General features: G+C 41.0%; 14 protein-coding genes and 1 pseudogene. 2 read left to right on the top strand and 13 right to left on the bottom strand.

Features of this window, described 5'->3' with window-relative positions:
* Window positions 1-498: 498 nt before the first annotated feature.
* The 9 genes from RJ01_RS13770 to RJ01_RS13730 form a co-directional block, all read right to left on the bottom strand.
* Window positions 499-711 (bottom strand): hypothetical protein, encoded by a 213-nt coding sequence (locus RJ01_RS13770; protein ID WP_034171512.1) that lies wholly within the window; start codon window positions 709-711, stop codon window positions 499-501.
* A 63-nt stretch (window positions 712-774) separates the two neighbouring features.
* The gene (locus RJ01_RS13765; protein ID WP_034171511.1) at window positions 775-1002 is read right to left on the bottom strand and encodes a hypothetical protein; all 228 of its coding nucleotides are present in this window, start codon (window positions 1000-1002) and stop codon (window positions 775-777) included.
* A gap of 101 nt (window positions 1003-1103) precedes the next feature.
* The gene (locus RJ01_RS13760; RefSeq protein ID WP_004782814.1) at window positions 1104-1319 is read right to left on the bottom strand and encodes a cold-shock protein; all 216 of its coding nucleotides are present in this window, start codon (window positions 1317-1319) and stop codon (window positions 1104-1106) included.
* A gap of 185 nt (window positions 1320-1504) precedes the next feature.
* A complete protein-coding gene (locus RJ01_RS13755) occupies window positions 1505-3205 on the bottom strand; it encodes an NAD-dependent malic enzyme (protein ID WP_034171510.1) in 1701 nt (566 codons plus the stop codon).
* A 650-nt stretch (window positions 3206-3855) separates the two neighbouring features.
* The gene (locus tag RJ01_RS13750) at window positions 3856-4617 is read right to left on the bottom strand and encodes an energy transducer TonB (RefSeq protein WP_171248482.1); all 762 of its coding nucleotides are present in this window, start codon (window positions 4615-4617) and stop codon (window positions 3856-3858) included.
* On the bottom strand, window positions 4614-5060 hold the full coding sequence (gene tolR / locus RJ01_RS13745; RefSeq protein WP_034171509.1) for a protein TolR: 447 nt from the start codon (window positions 5058-5060) through the stop codon (window positions 4614-4616). Before tolR ends, RJ01_RS13750 begins: the two co-directional genes overlap by 4 nt.
* A 12-nt stretch (window positions 5061-5072) precedes the next feature.
* A complete protein-coding gene (gene tolQ, locus RJ01_RS13740) occupies window positions 5073-5771 on the bottom strand; it encodes a protein TolQ (protein WP_034171508.1) in 699 nt (232 codons plus the stop codon).
* A gap of 105 nt (window positions 5772-5876) precedes the next feature.
* Complete coding sequence (locus RJ01_RS13735; RefSeq protein WP_227504442.1) at window positions 5877-7718, bottom strand: phytase; 1842 nt, start codon at window positions 7716-7718, stop codon at window positions 5877-5879.
* Between the two features lie 214 nt (window positions 7719-7932).
* On the bottom strand, window positions 7933-10419 hold the full coding sequence (locus tag RJ01_RS13730; RefSeq protein ID WP_034171506.1) for a TonB-dependent receptor: 2487 nt from the start codon (window positions 10417-10419) through the stop codon (window positions 7933-7935).
* Between the two features lie 324 nt (window positions 10420-10743).
* On the opposite strand from RJ01_RS13730, the gene RJ01_RS13725 reads away from it, so the two are divergent.
* A complete protein-coding gene (locus RJ01_RS13725; RefSeq protein ID WP_034171505.1) occupies window positions 10744-11670 on the top strand; it encodes a diguanylate cyclase domain-containing protein in 927 nt (308 codons plus the stop codon).
* Window positions 11667-12668: an AraC family transcriptional regulator ligand-binding domain-containing protein gene (locus RJ01_RS13720; protein ID WP_034171504.1), complete on the top strand. Its 1002-nt coding sequence runs from the start codon at window positions 11667-11669 to the stop codon at window positions 12666-12668. The genes RJ01_RS13725 and RJ01_RS13720 overlap by 4 nt, the downstream gene beginning before the upstream one ends.
* Window positions 12669-12740: 72 nt before the next feature.
* On the opposite strand, the gene RJ01_RS13715 is transcribed toward RJ01_RS13720, so the two are convergent.
* The 4 genes and pseudogenes from RJ01_RS13715 to RJ01_RS16180 all read right to left on the bottom strand — a co-directional run.
* Window positions 12741-13430: a hypothetical protein gene (locus tag RJ01_RS13715; RefSeq protein WP_227504441.1), complete on the bottom strand. Its 690-nt coding sequence runs from the start codon at window positions 13428-13430 to the stop codon at window positions 12741-12743.
* A 35-nt stretch (window positions 13431-13465) separates the two neighbouring features.
* Window positions 13466-14977, bottom strand: a complete 1512-nt coding sequence (locus RJ01_RS13710) for an alkaline phosphatase (RefSeq protein WP_034171502.1) — start codon at window positions 14975-14977, stop codon at window positions 13466-13468.
* 14 nt (window positions 14978-14991) lie between these two features.
* The gene (locus RJ01_RS13705) at window positions 14992-16608 is read right to left on the bottom strand and encodes an alkaline phosphatase (protein WP_034171501.1); all 1617 of its coding nucleotides are present in this window, start codon (window positions 16606-16608) and stop codon (window positions 14992-14994) included.
* A 137-nt stretch (window positions 16609-16745) separates the two neighbouring features.
* A pseudogene (locus RJ01_RS16180) lies at window positions 16746-16856 on the bottom strand (IS5/IS1182 family transposase); the annotation flags it as partial.
* Window positions 16857-16962: the final 106 nt, after the last annotated feature.

Here is a 16962-nt window from a genome sequence, read left to right as displayed (position 1 = left end):
ATTTTTTTTTGGCGAGTAATTTTATACATTTATTCATAGAATAAACTCCTGACTTTATGATCATCTATTGAGTATTAAATATTCAAAAATAAAAGATTAAATACTTAGCGTCTGAATATCCTGACAAAACTAAAACTGAACTGCCCTTGCTCACCACCTTAAACCAGCTGTATATCCTCAGTCATTTATATGACTTAAGTTCATACCAACGAAACTTATAATAACCTTGACGGGTTTTAACTCTGATTGGCTTTCTGATTTGATGTGTATTAGATTTTTTATAGGTTGATAATAGTTTTATGCCTAAAAGCATAAGTAGTAGAAGATATAAAATAGGGATCACTGAAATGATGGCTAAGTCGATTTAAATTTGAACTAAAAATATGCTTATTAATTCAGGATTTATTTATAAGACGATGAATAGGTTTAATTATCAAGTTCATAATTTCAAAGACAAAATCCTGGCAAGATACCAAGATTTTTTATATTCACTTTTGGTCATGTCATATGACCACTAAATAATTTTGAAAATTTTGCCGCGATGGTGCTTTGAAAAAACATTTCAAAACTTGGGCGAATATTTTCACCTTCAACCGTAATATGTTTGACGTTAGAATCCGATTGGGTATGAACAAAATCAGGGGCAACAGTAGCCTGAATCACGTATTGAACACCGAATTGATCTTTCACACTGATATTTTGCTTAAGCATAATTAAACCTTTAATAATGATTATGAGAGAGATCGGCTAGAAATTGGTTAGCCAATATATAATTTAAATAACTTTATGATTTAATTTAAATAATTGATTTAAAGATGTATAAAATGTACGACCATCTAGATTCAGGTCAACTTCGATTTCTGATTGAAGCGGCACTCTTTTATCTACTTCAATTTCCTTAAAACCTTGACGTGTATTTTGCATTTTATTCAAGGGAATCAAAGAAACAATAATTTCTGTACCATTTTTAGACTTTGCAATTAATTCATTAATTTTTAACAACTTGTATCCTATTTTATCCTTCTTCCAATCTGGAAAAAGCTTTTTAACTTTTATTTAAAACAATAAAAAAGCACTGATGCGTGCTTTTTTATTCTAAAGACTTATAGCGCAGTAATATTTACAGCATTTGGGCCTTTTTGACCTTGAACTACGCTGAATTCAACTTGCTGACCTTCCATTAAGGTTTTAAAACCTGAACTGGCAATTTCACTGAAATGAGCGAAAACATCTGGACCAGATTCTTGTTGAATAAAACCGAAACCTTTAGTTTCGTTGAACCACTTTACAGTACCTTTAACAATATTTGAGTTTGACATAATAAAACCTATTAATTTTTAGTCATCTGAATGACCAGTTGTAACTTTGAAAATAATAAAGATTTGAGTAGATTGAACTTCAACATTTTAGATTACCTTCGCTTTCTCCAAACAAAAAAAGCAGAGAAATAACAATGTCATCGCTCTGCTTTACTTAATATTAGGCCGCCCTTTTCCTAATAATATTAAAAGGTCACACGCTTATATTCCCGATATTCCGGTATCCAGAAATTCGTATCAATGGCTTTCTGCAGCACATCAAAACCAACTTTTGGAGCAACGCCATCATCAATCGCAGCTTGCGCAACCCTTAAGGCAATAATCTTGGAAATATGCTGGATCTGATCCAGATCTGGCAACAAGTTGGCAGTTGGATCCTGAAGTTTTGGAGAGCATTCTGCTAAGGCATTACTTGATGCCATCAGCATATTATCCGTAACACGTGTAGCACCTGAAGCAATCACGCCTAGTCCAATTCCCGGAAAAATATAAGAGTTATTGCATTGAGAAATAGTATAAATCTGTTCCTGATAATTAACAGGTGCAAATGGGCTACCTGTAGCAATCAAAGCTTTACCATTGGTCCATTGAATAATATCGGCTGGAACAGCTTCTACGCGAGAAGTAGGATTCGATAAAGGGAAGATAATCGGATGTTCACAATTTTCAGCCATTGTCGTGATCACATCTTTGCTAAATAATCCCGGCTGTCCAGATACCCCAATCAGTACTGTAGGTTTTGCATATTTAATGACATCCAATAGAGAAATAATCTCTTCAGCATTTCCCCATTCAGCAATATTTTCTGGTTCTTGGGCCAGTTTTCTTTGAAAATTTAATAGATTCGGCTGATTCTGGGTAATAAGACCAAAGCGGTCCACCATAAACACCCGCTTACGCGCTTCTGCATCAGTCAGGCCTTCTGCCACCATTTTTGCCACAATTTGTTCAGCAATCCCACAACCGGCTGAACCTGCTCCCAGAAAGGCAACAGTCTGATCTTTTAACTGTTTGTTTGACGCATACGAAGCTGCAATCAGACTTCCTACTGCCACAGCTGCCGTACCCTGAATATCATCATTGAAGCAACATACTCGATCGCGATATTTTTCCAATAAAGGCATGGCATTGTGCTGGGCAAAATCTTCAAATTGAATTAGCGCATCGGGCCATCTTTGCTGAATCGCCTGTATCACCATTTCGACAAATTCATAATATTCATCACCAGTGATACGAGGCTGACGCCATCCCATATAAATCGGATCATTCAACAACTGCTCGTTATTCGTGCCCACATCCAAAGTAATCGGTAAAGTATAGGCGGGACTAATACCTCCGCAGGCCGTATATAAAGCCAGCTTTCCAATCGGAATGCCCATTCCACCAATACCCTGATCGCCTAAACCAAGAATGCGCTCTCCATCTGTAATCACGATCACTTTGACATTTCTTCGATTTACATTATGTAGGATATGCTCAATATGATCCCGATCCGGATAGGAAATAAAAACCCCGCGATGACGGCGATAAATCTTGGAAAAATGCTGACATGCCTCTCCTACCGTTGGCGTATAGATGATCGGCATCATTTCGCTTAAGTGATTTTCGATCAAATGATAGAAAAGCGTCTCATTGGTGTCTTGGATGTTACGTAGGTAAATATGCTTATTGATTGCATCATTGAATGAGCAGTATTGCTGATATGAACGCTGGCTTTGTTCCTCAATCGATTCAATCGCTTGGGGCAAAAGTCCATGTAAATTAAAATGAATACGTTCTTCTACAGAGAAAGCTGAGCCTTTATTCAGCAATGGGAGTTCAAGTAATGCAGTACCTGCGTAGGGAATATAAAGTGGACGTTTAGGGTTCAGAGGTTCAGTTGCCATTTTTAACTCGCACTTTAAGATTCGACATGAATGAAAGCCGAAAAGAACAAAAAATTATCCTACTATCCTAGTCGACTTTCAGGTGTTTCAATCATTCAGCGAATTAATAATGAAAAATGTTCTATTTAATAAACTGATAACGGCAATAAAATAAGCTTTAAATTTTTATATCCTCTTGTCAGATAAAAATTTAGATCATACTTTTTTTAATTGAGACTTATTAGATACCTGTTATGTGCTCACCTCAAACAACTCAGTTAGTTCAAATTTTGGCAATAAAAAAACATACTTAAAAAAGACAGATAAGATGTGCAATTAAAGAAATATTTGGTTTTATAATACAGTGCCTATGCTCATCAGTAAAAGTATTTAACTCAGACAGGCGCAAGACTTGTTCTAGACTTGCTTCTTTAGCTCATCTACACTGCCCAATTACACTAAATCAAATTAATATAATACTTTACAATATTCATTTTGGCCATATAGCCGATATTGGAGAATTCGCTACACTAGGTAACATCCATAATAATTCCAATATTATTTTACTGCACAAAAAAATCTTTCAAATTAGATATATTTGCTCCACTAAATTATGAAATCCCTATCAAAAATGATTATATATATCTAGAATTTTGGTTACTATTCAACAATTAAATTTCAATCCTATATTGGAAAGTATTTTTAACATTCGATACACTGGTTGGTTTGCCATCGACGAGACGAGGCTGATATTTAAAAGTGAGTGCAGCCTGAATCGAGGGTCGTACAAACAACGGATGGCAGTCACCTTGTGCCTTTGGATTTTCTACCCGTCCTTTTTCGTTCACGTTATACACCACCGTACAATCCCCCTCCAGCTTACGATCCAAAGCTTGTTCAGGGTAAGCTGGTGCTATTTTTACAACAGGTTGATAATTTTTAACATCAAATGATTCAGGATGAGTTTGTGCTTTAGGTTCTACTGATTTCTGGGTCTTCGTCTGAGTTGGTATATCCGCTTGAGACTGCGTATCTACTGTTTTCTGAGATTCCGCTACTGCCGTTTGCTTTTCCGTCACGACTTGCTGTGTCGGTTTAGCCGCTGTAGGTACAATTTTGCTACTCTGTGACTCTACAAACTTCTTGGTGGTTTTCGGTTGGACTTCAGTAGGTTTCTCAAGCTGTTTTTTGACAGGCTCATGTAAGGGTTTTTCTTCGACTATCGGCTCAGGCTTTTTAGGTTCAGGTTGTTGTTTGATTGGAGGGGGTATTTGCACAAATTGTAATTGAATGGTTTTCGGCTTGGGTTCCGCCAATGTTTCATGCATCTCAACCGTACATAACCATGCAATTAGCGCAATATGCAATCCAGCCGTGACCGAAAGTGCTAGACCTTGATCACGAAACCTAATTTTGGAAACGGTTGCCATCATGATTGTGGTTCCTCTGTCACTAGCCCCAAGTTCGTTACCCCACTTTTTTGCAAGGATGCTATGGCCTGTGCAACCAGTTGATAATCAGCATCCTGATCGGCACGTACATAAAACTGTAAGCTTTTATCTTTTTGAATAATCGGAACGAGCTTTTGTTGCATAGTGGCTAAATCAATGGCCTGATCCGTAACTTTCTCGGTATTCACATCTGATCCAATATTCCAGTAATACTGGCCATTGGCTTGAATAGATAAGGTTACAATACGCTGCTGTTGTGACGCGGGCATGACATTGGCATCCACTTTAGGCAAATCAATTTGAATGCCTTGCGTCAACATTGGTGCAGTCACCATAAAAATTACCAACAACACCAACATGACATCAATATAAGGAACCACATTCATTTCAGCATTGGGTTTTAATTTTTGAGGACGCTTAATCATGGTTCTTGCTCCTTAACGCGAAGTGCGCTCAGTATGCCCCAACAAACGATAAATACGCGTTTGCAACTCATTGGCAAAACCGTAATAACGACTGGAAAGCTTGTCAGCACGTGCCGAAAAGCGGTTATACGCCACGACCGCAGGAATAGCGGCAAATAAACCAATAGCTGTCGCAATCAGCGCTTCTGCAATCCCTGGTGCAACTGTATTGAGGGTTGCCTGTTCAACGGCAGACAGTCCAATAAACGCATTCATAATGCCCCAGACCGTTCCAAATAAGCCTATATAAGGGCTGACTGAACCGACTGTTGCGAGAAAGGTTAGATTCTGCTGAAGCTTTTCTTCTTCTTCACTGATACTACTGAGTAAACGACGTTCTACCCCATCAATCACATCACTTGTGGTGAGTTGCTCATCTTTGATCAATTGATGGTATTCATCCACCCCATGTTGAAAAATGCTGACAACGCCTTTTTGTTGTTCAGGCTGTTGGTAATCTTGCTGTAAAAGATTGAGATCTTTTTGCTGTCTAAAATTCTTTAAAAAACGGTTCCAAAGCTGCTCTTGTCCACGAAGTAACATGCCGTGACGCACGATTAAATACCAACTTACGACTGAGGATAAAACCAAAATCAACATCACTACTTTTACCAACACACTGGCATGGCTAATCAACATCCAAACTGACATTTGATCTATCGTTGCTTGCATAACGCACTCCAATTTTTTTACTGCATGGTGCAGTACATATATATTTTTAAAATGGGCTGTGATTCTTTAGCAGCCCATGTACTCACTCAGGTACTAAAGCGCTATTTAGTCCAAATGCAGGGCTTGAGCGATTTTTTCCCAAGGCACATATTTAAAGTTCTGATTGGTTTCAGGCATACGTTTACGTCCGTCTTGTACCACCAACATGCCTCGCTTCCATTTGCCACCAAAATTTAAGGAACTCACATCCAGTCCATCTGTTTCAGACACAGCGTCAATGCCTTTTTCGGTATTGATGCCAATACGAAATGCGCCACGAACCGTGTAAGGTGCAGCGGCATCAAGCACCACAAAGCTGTCATTGCCTTGGCTTGAAACCACCAAATAACTTTGGTTTTTGCCGTGATAAAGTCCCATCCCCTCAATGTCATCATGCATCACATCTCCTACACCTATCACCTGCTGCATAGGAAGCTGAGTTTGTGGGTTGAGATCTTTTACCCACACCGCGACATCTTCTTCACCCAAGAAAATACGCCCTGTGGCATCGTCTACGACACAGCCTTCAGGTTGGGTTTTCACTGAAAAACGTTGTACTTCTTCAGCCCTTAATTTTTGCTGTGCAGCCGTGATGTGGTATTGAACAAAAGTCCCGCTTTTATCGTTGGGAATGGCATAAATTTCCCCTTGAGCATCGCGGTACATGCAAATGCCATAAATATCATCCAATGTGGTTGCTAACTCGCCAAGTACAGAAACCTTGGCCGTTTTGGGTTGAATCGCAAAGAGATGCAGGCTGTTATGATCTCGGTTCGATGCCACCGCCAAATCGACTGTCTGATTGCCCCATTTAAAACCGTGGCGTACATCGACATTATTCAATCGCCCTACTGGCAAGTACTGCACAGTTTTACCCTGTAAGTCCTTAACCTGTAGACCACCTTGTTTATCTGTCGCTAAAATACGGGACTGACTCGGCTGTGCAGCGTTATGCCAAATCGCAGGATCATCAGCCGCGTCACCTGTACTTGGCACACCCTCCGTCTGCACTTCTGCTGGAATAGTGATGATATTTTGGGCTTTGGTCTGGGTTTGCGTTTCCCATTCCACATCTGTCACTTTCACGGTTTTATCATCTAAAATCAGCAAGGATTTATCAGTTAAATTACCTTGAACACTCAAAGTCTCTGCTTCTTTCACCGTGTCTAGTTGTAAAGGCGGCTGTGCTTTCCATTGCTTATCTTGCTTTTGATAACGATAAAGCAAAGGTTTTTCTGCATCGAGTACCGCGACATGATCATCTACAATCGCAATTGCAGAAGGTGAGCCTTGAATCGAACCAAAGGGTTGCACGAGATCCACCGCCTGACGCACCATGTCTGCTTCAGAATGAGCTGGATATGCCCAAATGCCAACATTCGCTTCATTAATAAACAACTCTGCTGTGGTATCATTCACTTTGCATACACTACTAGCAGGTGGAAAACTGAGACGGCGTACCAACTGTGGTTGAACCAAAGCCTTCTCATGCTGAGCCACCAACCATTGTTCACCAAGCCCCTCTTCACCTACTAAAAAAGCAAAACTCAGCCCTTGAGCATCGGTATATAGGCAAACATCTTCAGACTTAAATGAACGCTTTGGAATAAAACTAGGCTTGTCCCATGCTTTATTTTTTAAGTTCATGCTCATCAGTTGAATTTGCTGTTGTTGCAAATTCGACGCAGCAATCAATAAACGCTCCGAACCAATCCGATAATCAAAACGCCCAAACTGACCTTGAATTTGATGTAGTACATTTTGTTGATCATCTAAAATTTGTAGCCCTTTATTTTTACTGCTCAACAGTGCGGCAACTTCAGGCCATGCACTCAAGGTTAACCATTGCACATCCTCAGTTTTCGCCCCATTCATGTCGACTTCACGTAATTGCAACTTCGCTGCCATAGGCTGATCTATTAGTATTTCAACCGAGCTTAACGACTGGCTATTTTGCGGAGCTTGGGGCACGCTGTGCTGACTGCATGCGCTCAATAACAGCAAGCAACTGCTTAAAGCAGACCATTTAAAAGATGAAAATTTCATAGAGATACTCAAAATTGGGCAAGGAACCTCAGGTCTGCTTCTGTTGAGCAAACCTGAGTACTAAATTTAATTCGACTTAAAAATGGGTATAGGTCAGTGCCAGTTTGTAAGCTGGGCCATACTCTTCATATTGCGCGTTATAAGCCTTAGAACCTGCATAGTTGTAATAATGCTCATCGGTGATGTTTTGTACATCAAACTTGAGCTGTAAGTTTTTAGATAAGTTCACATGACTACTCAAATCAAGGAAGATTTGGTCATCGGTATAAATATCTTTTTCAGGCGTATCAATGTCACCAAGTTCATACAGATAACTCGATTTATAATTTGCTGAAAGTCGTACACCAAAACGTTCATTTTCCCAGCCAAGCATCGCATTCGCCACCACATCCGACTGATTTGGCAAATGAATACGACGACTCAGAAGTTCACCATCTTTCATCGAATCAATATCCGCCTCTGACTTACTAAAGGTGGTATTTAAACCCAACAAGAACCCGTTCCATGGTGCTCCTAAGTGGTCAAATTTTTGTGAATAGGCAAACTCCATTCCATAGAGTTTGGCACTTTGACCATTTTTATAAGTCACAGCTTCATCAAAGTCAGCCCACTGACCTGTCCCTGCAATATTGGTGTTATAGATAAAATTGTCGATATCTTTATAAAAACTATAAAAACTCACCATACTGGCTTTGCCAAAATACTTTTCTACACCCAAATCAAAGTTAGAAGACTCTAAAGGCTTTAACATTGGGTTACCAAACTCAGCTTCATCACCATCTATGTAAACACCTGGCGCACTTTGCGCAAAGTTCGGACGCACGACACTATTGGTCCATGCCGCACGCAGGTAGGTATTGTCCGCCAATTGATAACGCAAATGTAAGCTTGGCAACCAATGATCATAGTCATTTTCATATTTGGTCGCAGTGATCACATCATCATTAAACTCAAAACCACGTGCTTCAAAGTTGGTATTTTCATAACGCAAGCCAGCAATCACACGCAATTGATCCAAATCAATCGTATTCATGACATAAGCCGCTTGTATGTCTTCATTTGACTTAAAGTCATTAATGATGGAGCTATCCGCTACCACATAGTCAGCAGCATTTAGCCCATTTATTTTGTCCTGAATGGCATTTTCATTGATGCTTGGACCAAACTGTCCCAGTTCATAGTGACTGTTTGAATTGAAATCTGAACTTGACGTGCTGAGGTCTTTATATTTCCATTCATCGGTATTATTGGTTTTCTCACGTTGACTGATTTTGCCCCCGAACTTCAATGCAGCAGCATAATTCCCCAACATATAGTCTTTTAAAAAGTCTAATTTACCGTTGTATTCTTTATCGGTGGTTTTAGACTTTTCCCACGACACCGAATCTAGCTCATAGTTGGCAGCATCATAAAAATCTTGATCTGCTGTTACAACTGGCTTTTGGGTACTGCTAAAGCCAACATTGCTAAACTCAGCTTTATATTTCGCCCCCGAAATACCACCCGGATTTTCCTCCGATGCTTCGCTATAACCGAGCTGACCTTCCACCATCCAAGTCCCAAAACCTTGCTTGCCGCCTAAAACAAAAGACTGTATTTCTTGTGTTTCTTCACGACTCTTCAGTGAACGAGTCACTTCCGCATCACCTCGCTGGCCTGCAAGTTGTGGATCAGAAAATTCAGCCGCCACTTCCTGACGTGATTCAGTGTCTTTAAAGCGACTATATAAAGTTCTTAAATAGTATTCGCCTGTGTCATTGGGGCGGTAATCAAAATTCAGCCCCGCACCAATGCGCTCCCGCTCGATGTCATATTGGCGCATTGCAGTTTCTTCAAGTGCATCGCCATCCCAAGCTCCACCCGTTTCAACATTGTCCGAGCCAAATTTTCGGTTTTGATAACTCAGTGCCAGCGCCACCCCAAGGTTGTCTTGCCCCTCACCAACACTGAAACGGTTACTGATGGCACCCGATGCTTTAGGGCTATATTTTTCCCGTTTTTCATCATAACCACCTTCAACCGTTCCCGTATAAAACAAACCGTCATGGTCAAAGGCCGATAAACTTTCGACTTGCACCGTACCGCCTAATGAGTTGGCATCCATGTCTGGTGTCAGCGTTTTCACCACAGCCAATGACTGTACTAGCTCTGAAGGTAAGACATCCAATGCTACGCCACGGCGATCGCTTTCAGGCGCGGGAACCAAAGTACCATTGATGGTTACTGCATTTAAGTCAGCGCCTAAACCACGAACGGAAACAAAACGTCCTTCGCCTTGGTCACGCTCTGTAGATACACCTGGTATCCGTTGCAACGCTTCTGCGGCATTGTCATCGGGTAATTGTCCAATGCCATCGGCATGTACCACACTGCTGATTTGGTCGGCACGTTTTTGTTCTTTGAGTGCTTTATCCATACTTGCAGCTTGACCAATGACCTGTACATATTCCACCGTGTTATCTTCGGCATGTAGATGCGTCATGCTCAGCATTGACAGGACCAGTGTGCTGAGCTGAAAACCCGCACGCTTATGTTTCATGAAACGGCTATGATTATTTTGCATTATGTTCTTCCCCTCAAGCCAAAGTGGCATGGTTTGAACGCACAATAGAAATTAAATGTGAACATGATGTGACAGTGCCTTTTACGATCTGCCCTTTTTATTTGTTTTTGGCCTTTTTCAGCAAAAAATGAGCTAATTTGATCTGTATAGAGAAAATACTGAGCATACAGAATGATGCATATTCACCTCAAAGATAGGGTTTTTCAGCATTTTTATTCTCAAAAATCAAAAATACCCTGATCTATTTTGACCCTAGCCATTGCCATCAAACTGTCATCTAAATCTGTTTAGCTTGGGCGAAAATAAATCATTTCAAAAAATGCTATGCCTAAATACTTTGCTTACTACCGCTGGCCTTTATTATGTGTAGCGACTGCCTGTAGCTTATCCCTTTGGTTGTTTATCTTACTTGGGCAGAGCAAGTCATTTGCTGAATGGAACTGGGTCGATATTTTAGGTGAAGGGGGAGCAACTGTTTTTATTGGTATTTGGATTTTCTTTATTATTAAAAGCCGTCCTTTGGGCCGTGTAACCAACTATATCTTTTATGGACTGTGCTTTATTTTTTTCCACATGTGGATGGACAGCTTAGATGAGTTTATTCGCCTGCCTAAAGAAATCATGTGGGATGCATGGCTTGAGTCCGTTCCTTTTCCAATTGGACTGTATCTATTTACCATCGGGGTTTATTTTTGGCATCAAGAAGAACAGGCAATTTCTAAACACATGCAAAAACGAGAACGTATTTATCGGGATCATCGCTTATTCGATGCACTCACCCCTTTGGCCGATGCTCATTATTTTAAAACACAGCTCAAAGCCGCAATCGAGCAAAACTTGCATGAACCCAGCGACATGTCCGTCATACTGCTAGATATGCATAATTTTAATCAGATTAATCAAACACATGGCTTTGATGAAGGCACATCTATTTTACAGCATGTTTCACAATTGATTAGCTTAAACTTACGACCACAAGACCTGCTCTGCCGCTTCGCAGGAGATCGTTTTATTATGTTGTTACCAGAGACGAAGCTACAACAGGCTGAAAAAATGGCAGCTCAACTTGAGCGCATGCTTATGGTCAGTGCTTATTATCAACGTGATCTGTCCGCACACATTCCTTTAAAAGCACTCACGACCTGCTGTTCAGTCGGGCAATACCAAACTGCTCAGCAACTTTTGAGTGCATTAAATCAACAATTGCTCCAAGTGAAGCAATACTACTCACCAAAGCGAGTCGCGGTATGAGCTTTGAATGCGACTACAGTTACATTCCTGCGCATCATCAATTGTCTATTTTAATTGATTTAGCAGTCAGCCATGAGGTCGAACATCACGTCCTACTTAGTGGTAGCGGTATTTTCTTGGAAGATATCTTTTCGGGGCAAAAACTAATTAGTCAACAACAGTTACAACAGGTTTTAAAAAATGCTGAACAGTGTTTTCGCAATCAGGACATCAGTTTTTTATTCGGTCAACGCAGCCTAACCACCCCCTTTAATGACGCCATTAAATCCATGCTGTATGCATCGACCTTCGATGAGGCGCTTAGCCGTTATTTAACATTTTCCGCATCTGTTTCACCGTGGTTATGCCCTCGACTCATGTACAGCCAAAACCATATTCATATTTATTGGTTAGATGAAATCAAGCTTGAAAATCGCTTTTTAATCGAAAGCGCAATGAGTGCAATACAAGCGTTTAGCCGTCAACTGTATCAAACCAAGTTAGCGTGGAAATTCGAATTTAATTTTTCTGAACCGGATTATATTGAACAATATTGGACGCATTTAGGCAGTGCTTTAGAATTTAATCGCCCGATCAACATGATGAGCCTGCCTCGTGACGTGATCCATGAAAAACTTCCCAATGCCTCTTCGACCTTAGCTGCAATCAGTTATCAACATGCGCTGAAAGAAATGACAGCTCAAAATATTCAACAGAGTTTTTTGCTCAGTTTGCATCAATACTTCATGCAGAATATTCAAAATAATATTCAACTTGAACAAACCGCTGACTATTTTCAAATGAGTTCTGCCACCTTAAAACGTAAACTGAAAAAGCATCAGACCCATTTTCAGGCGCAACTCGATCAAAGTCGTTTGCATACTGCCATAATTTTATATCGTGTACATGGTTTTAAAACTGAACAGATTTCTCAGTATTTACAAATTAACGATGCGACCAATTTTCGACGTGCGTTTAAGCGTTGGAGTGGTTTAACTGTACAAGCGGCACAGTCCTAAGCGCTTATTTTTCCAAAAAAATCACGGGTATTTCTATTGTAACGTCGAAATTAAAAGTCAAAAACTCATCGGCTAATCACTAAAGTCCGCATAGTCACGTTCGCTGTATTTTTCTGTTTGTGTCCAAGGTGTAGCAACATGTTGGCCAATTTTGCGCACGGTAAAGGTTTTGGCATAGCCTGAGGTCGGTTTGAGCAATTCATATTTTTGAACCAGTTGATCTTGTTCACTCCATATAATATTCAACGTTTGCCCAGCACTGCTTATTTGATAATGCGCTAACTTCGGATCACGTTGAATCAATTGTGCTCGCTTTAAAATGTCAGGATGAATCAAACTATATTCACAGCGCCAACAGTTTTTCATCCCTAGCATTTCTTGATCGACATCCTGCAATTGCACCCGCATTTTTTCATCTGGCAAAATATAAAAACGCTGAAACGGACTTTCTACGTTTGCTTGCCCGACTACATCTTTGCGCTGCATCCACTGAATTGCACTGTCAAAACTCACATGCTCATGGGTGTCTGTTTTGGCAGACACATGAGCGTTGCTATGTGTCTGGGCTTCGTCAGCATGCGTTTGTGTGTTTAAACGTTCAATCCAAATATTTTGCTCATCTCGAATTATTTTCTCACTGTATTTTTGAATGGTCGTGACCCCATTGGCATCCAACCGTTCAATCTGATAATCAATACGATATTCATCGGCCGACCATACCCATGGACTGAGCAAACTGAAAGACAATGCTAAGAATTTCATTTTGAATTTGAACGGCCGTATAAATCTTGTATCCATTAGAATCCAAACGCCTTTTTCAATTGCTCAAATACCCATGTATTTTCTTGTGTGCCTTTGAATAGATTTGAATTCTTTCCTTCAGCAAACAGCATCACATCTCCGCCGCCATGTGTTTCGCTTTTCGTCAGTTGTACCCCGACTTCTTGTTTATAGTCGTCAGCAAAGGCTTGCTCGTTGCTAATACTGTCACGAATATCTAAACGTTTACCCGTACCATTTCCAAAAACAAGCGTCGTTCCTGTTGCCCCATTTACATCGCGGTATGGATTATGTACTTGGCCATCAGCCAGCACTTTGCTGTAAGCATTTTGCTCTTTTGCAATATTATAGTCATAGCTCAGCCCCAAAATACCTGGATTAGTTTCCGTCGTTTGACCCGTTCGTGCGGCATAACCATTAAAGGTCATCACATGGTCATGGTCTGCCGTCACTACAATCAAGGTATTGCTCAAATCCACTTTATCCAGTGCAGTTTGAATTGCATCATTAAATGCCTTGGTTTCCTGCAATGCCCGTTTGGCATTATTGGCATGTAGCGCATGGTCAATACGCCCACCCTCAACCATCAAGAAATAGCCTTGTCCATGACTCTGTGCTTGCAGTGCATCAATCGCTTTACTGGTCATCGCCGCCAGACTCGGTTCAGTCTCTATATTCTTCTTGAGTCGGTCCAAATCAAAATTTAAATGTGACTGTGTGGAGAATACGCCGAAAATTTTCTGAGTATTGACCGTCTGTGCCAAATCACTTTGGCTTAAAACGATTTGATAACCCTGCTGTTTAAACTCTGCCAATAAATCACGACCATCCAAGCGCCCTTTGGGGTTATAGACTGCATCATAAGGCGTCCAATGATTTAAGCCGCCTCCCATAAGGACATTAATACCATCCAATAAGTTTGGATTATAAGCTTTACCTTTTGGAACAGCTTGAAGCGCGATATCGTATTGCGCATCACGGTGACAGATATGTGCATAGGTTGCCGCAGGTGTGGCATGGGTGAGTTCGGTCGTCGTCACTACGCCAACTGCTTTACCCTGCTTTTTTGCCAGTTCTAAAATACTTAACGCAGGCATCCCTGCGACCATACTACTGCCCTGTTCTGGACAACGGTTGATGGCTTTCGCTAAGCTTTTGCCATTCGGCAATTTTCCTTCTTCAGGTTCGACCGCAACCGTTCCTGTTGTCATGGCAATCACTTCATTTTTATTTTTCTGCCCAGTCATATAGGCGCCCATAGAGGGAGCGCTATCTGTGGTTTGACCATCCTCAGAATAGGTTTTAATCCGTGCTGCGTGCTTCATGCGGTCCATGGCCAGTTTTCCATTTTCCCCCACAGCATAAATACGACTTGCCGTCACTGTGGTTGGTCCCATGCCATCGCCTAAAAAGAATATAACGCTTTTCGTCGGTGTAACTGTGGTGTCCGCAGCATACAAAGCACTTGAAGAAATCGACGCTGTAAGCAGAAGCATCATGTATGGGATGGTTTTTAAAGTATGTTTCATGTGATATCCCTCTGCTATAAGCCTGTGATCTTACGAATGAGGTGATTGACCTCAATATTTTCAAGGCTACCTGAGAACTGATCGGCTCCCTGACCAATCGCACCTAAAAACACATCTGCACCGCCATGCGTTTCTTTATCTTTATAGCCCGTTTGAATCACAGCTTCTTGTTGGAAATCATCCGCAGCAGTGCCCGTACACCAACCCGTTTCAGCCAAAGGATAGGTGAAACTATATTTTTCACCTTGTGGTGCCTTTGGCCCTTGTACAGGATGACAGACATCAGTGTCTTTTAAGTTCAGTACCAAGTCATCCATACGGTTTTGAGTGGGGCGTTTTTTGCCCGTACCAAAACCGATAATCGGATAAGGTTGACCATGAATATCTTGAGCAAAGCCCGCTTGATCATAGTTTTTTACCAATCCAAGCACACTGGTTTCCTTACCTTCGACGTATTTTCCTGTACGCTTGGCATAACCATTTAAAACCAAGGTGTGATCATGGTCGGCTGTGATCACAATCAGTGTATTTTTAAGTTCAGGATCACTTTGTTTAAGCTTTTGAATGGTTGCTTCTAAAGCATCATTTAAGGCAATCGTGTCTTGTAAAGCACGTTTGGCATTGGTGTCATGCAGCGCATGATCTATACGCCCGCCCTCAACCATCAGGAAAAAACCTTTTTTATTTTGCGTCAGGATGTCTAAAGCAGACAGCGTCATTTGCTTGAGACTCGGCTCTGCCAAGTTTTTCTTGGTGCGATCCAAGTCGTAATTTAAATGGCTGTGATTAAATAAACCCAATAGTTTTTCATTTTTCGCCAGTTGCACTTGGGACAGTTGGTTTTCATCAAAAACCACGCGGTAGCCTGCCTTTTGCATCTCGGTAATTAGATTGCGCCCATCAGTACGTTCTCCACCTGCATCTTTAGGCAAAAATTGACGCTTACCTCCACCTAAAACCACATCGACTCCATCTTTGAGTTTGAGGTTATAGCGTTGATAATCATCGCCTTTTGAGCTCGGGACCAACTGTGATGCAATGTCATTTTCAGCATCACGGTGGCATATATGCGCATAAGTCGATGCTGGTGTGGCATGCGTGATCCGCGTTGTGGTCACAACCCCTGTCCCCCAGCCCTTTGCTTTGGCTAATTCAAGTAAAGTCTGTGTGTTTTGCTTATTTTTGTTTTGTGGGTTACTAGCGCACTGGTTATTCCCTACTGAGTCAGGTTCAACCGCAATCGTCCCTGTCTGCATCGAGATCACCTCGTTTTTCATCTTCACACCGGTCATGTACGCGCCCATCGAAGGTGCGCTGTCCGTGACTTGCGCATCTTCAGAAAAGGTACGAACAAAGGCCGACTCAGGCAGCCGATCAATCGCCAACTGACCATCTTCACCAACAGCATAAATACGTGAAGCGGTAAGCGTGGTAATGCCCATACCATCACCCAAGAAAAAGACCACACGTTTCGGTTGTTGGACTTTTTCTTGTTGGAGCTGTTGTGCTGTATTGGCCTGTTGATTTCGCGTTATCGTCGTACTTTGACAAGCAGTAAGCAATATAGCGCTGAAACTTATACATGCCACGCTGATTGTTTTTAATTGGAATTTTTCAAGAGAACAGATCATGGCATCAACCCATCTTAATATAGCTGGACCATACACAGCGGATATTTAAGTAAGATGACACATAAATATTAATACGATTTATTAAAAGCTTTATTGCAAATAAGATACCAATAGTGGATCACTTTCATAAGTGATTTTTAACTCAATCCCATATTGTAAATTCCAGTGATTAAAATAAATCTCAGACCAAGTCTTTTGCATCTATTTCGATAATGGTCAGCCAGAATTTCAAAGGTCTTAAGGCGACCAAATACGTACTTAATCCCGATTCTTCTTGTATTAATCTCTTGATTGTACATTTTAAGTTTAGGGTGGCTTTGTTACACAAACCTATCTTTAAAGGCTTATTCCACA

It is taken from the genome of Acinetobacter sp. YZS-X1-1, from assembly GCF_000804305.1.
In the GTDB taxonomy this organism is placed as follows: Bacteria; Pseudomonadota; Gammaproteobacteria; order Pseudomonadales; family Moraxellaceae; genus Acinetobacter; species Acinetobacter variabilis.
This window is presented reverse-complemented; position numbering and strand designations above follow the sequence as displayed.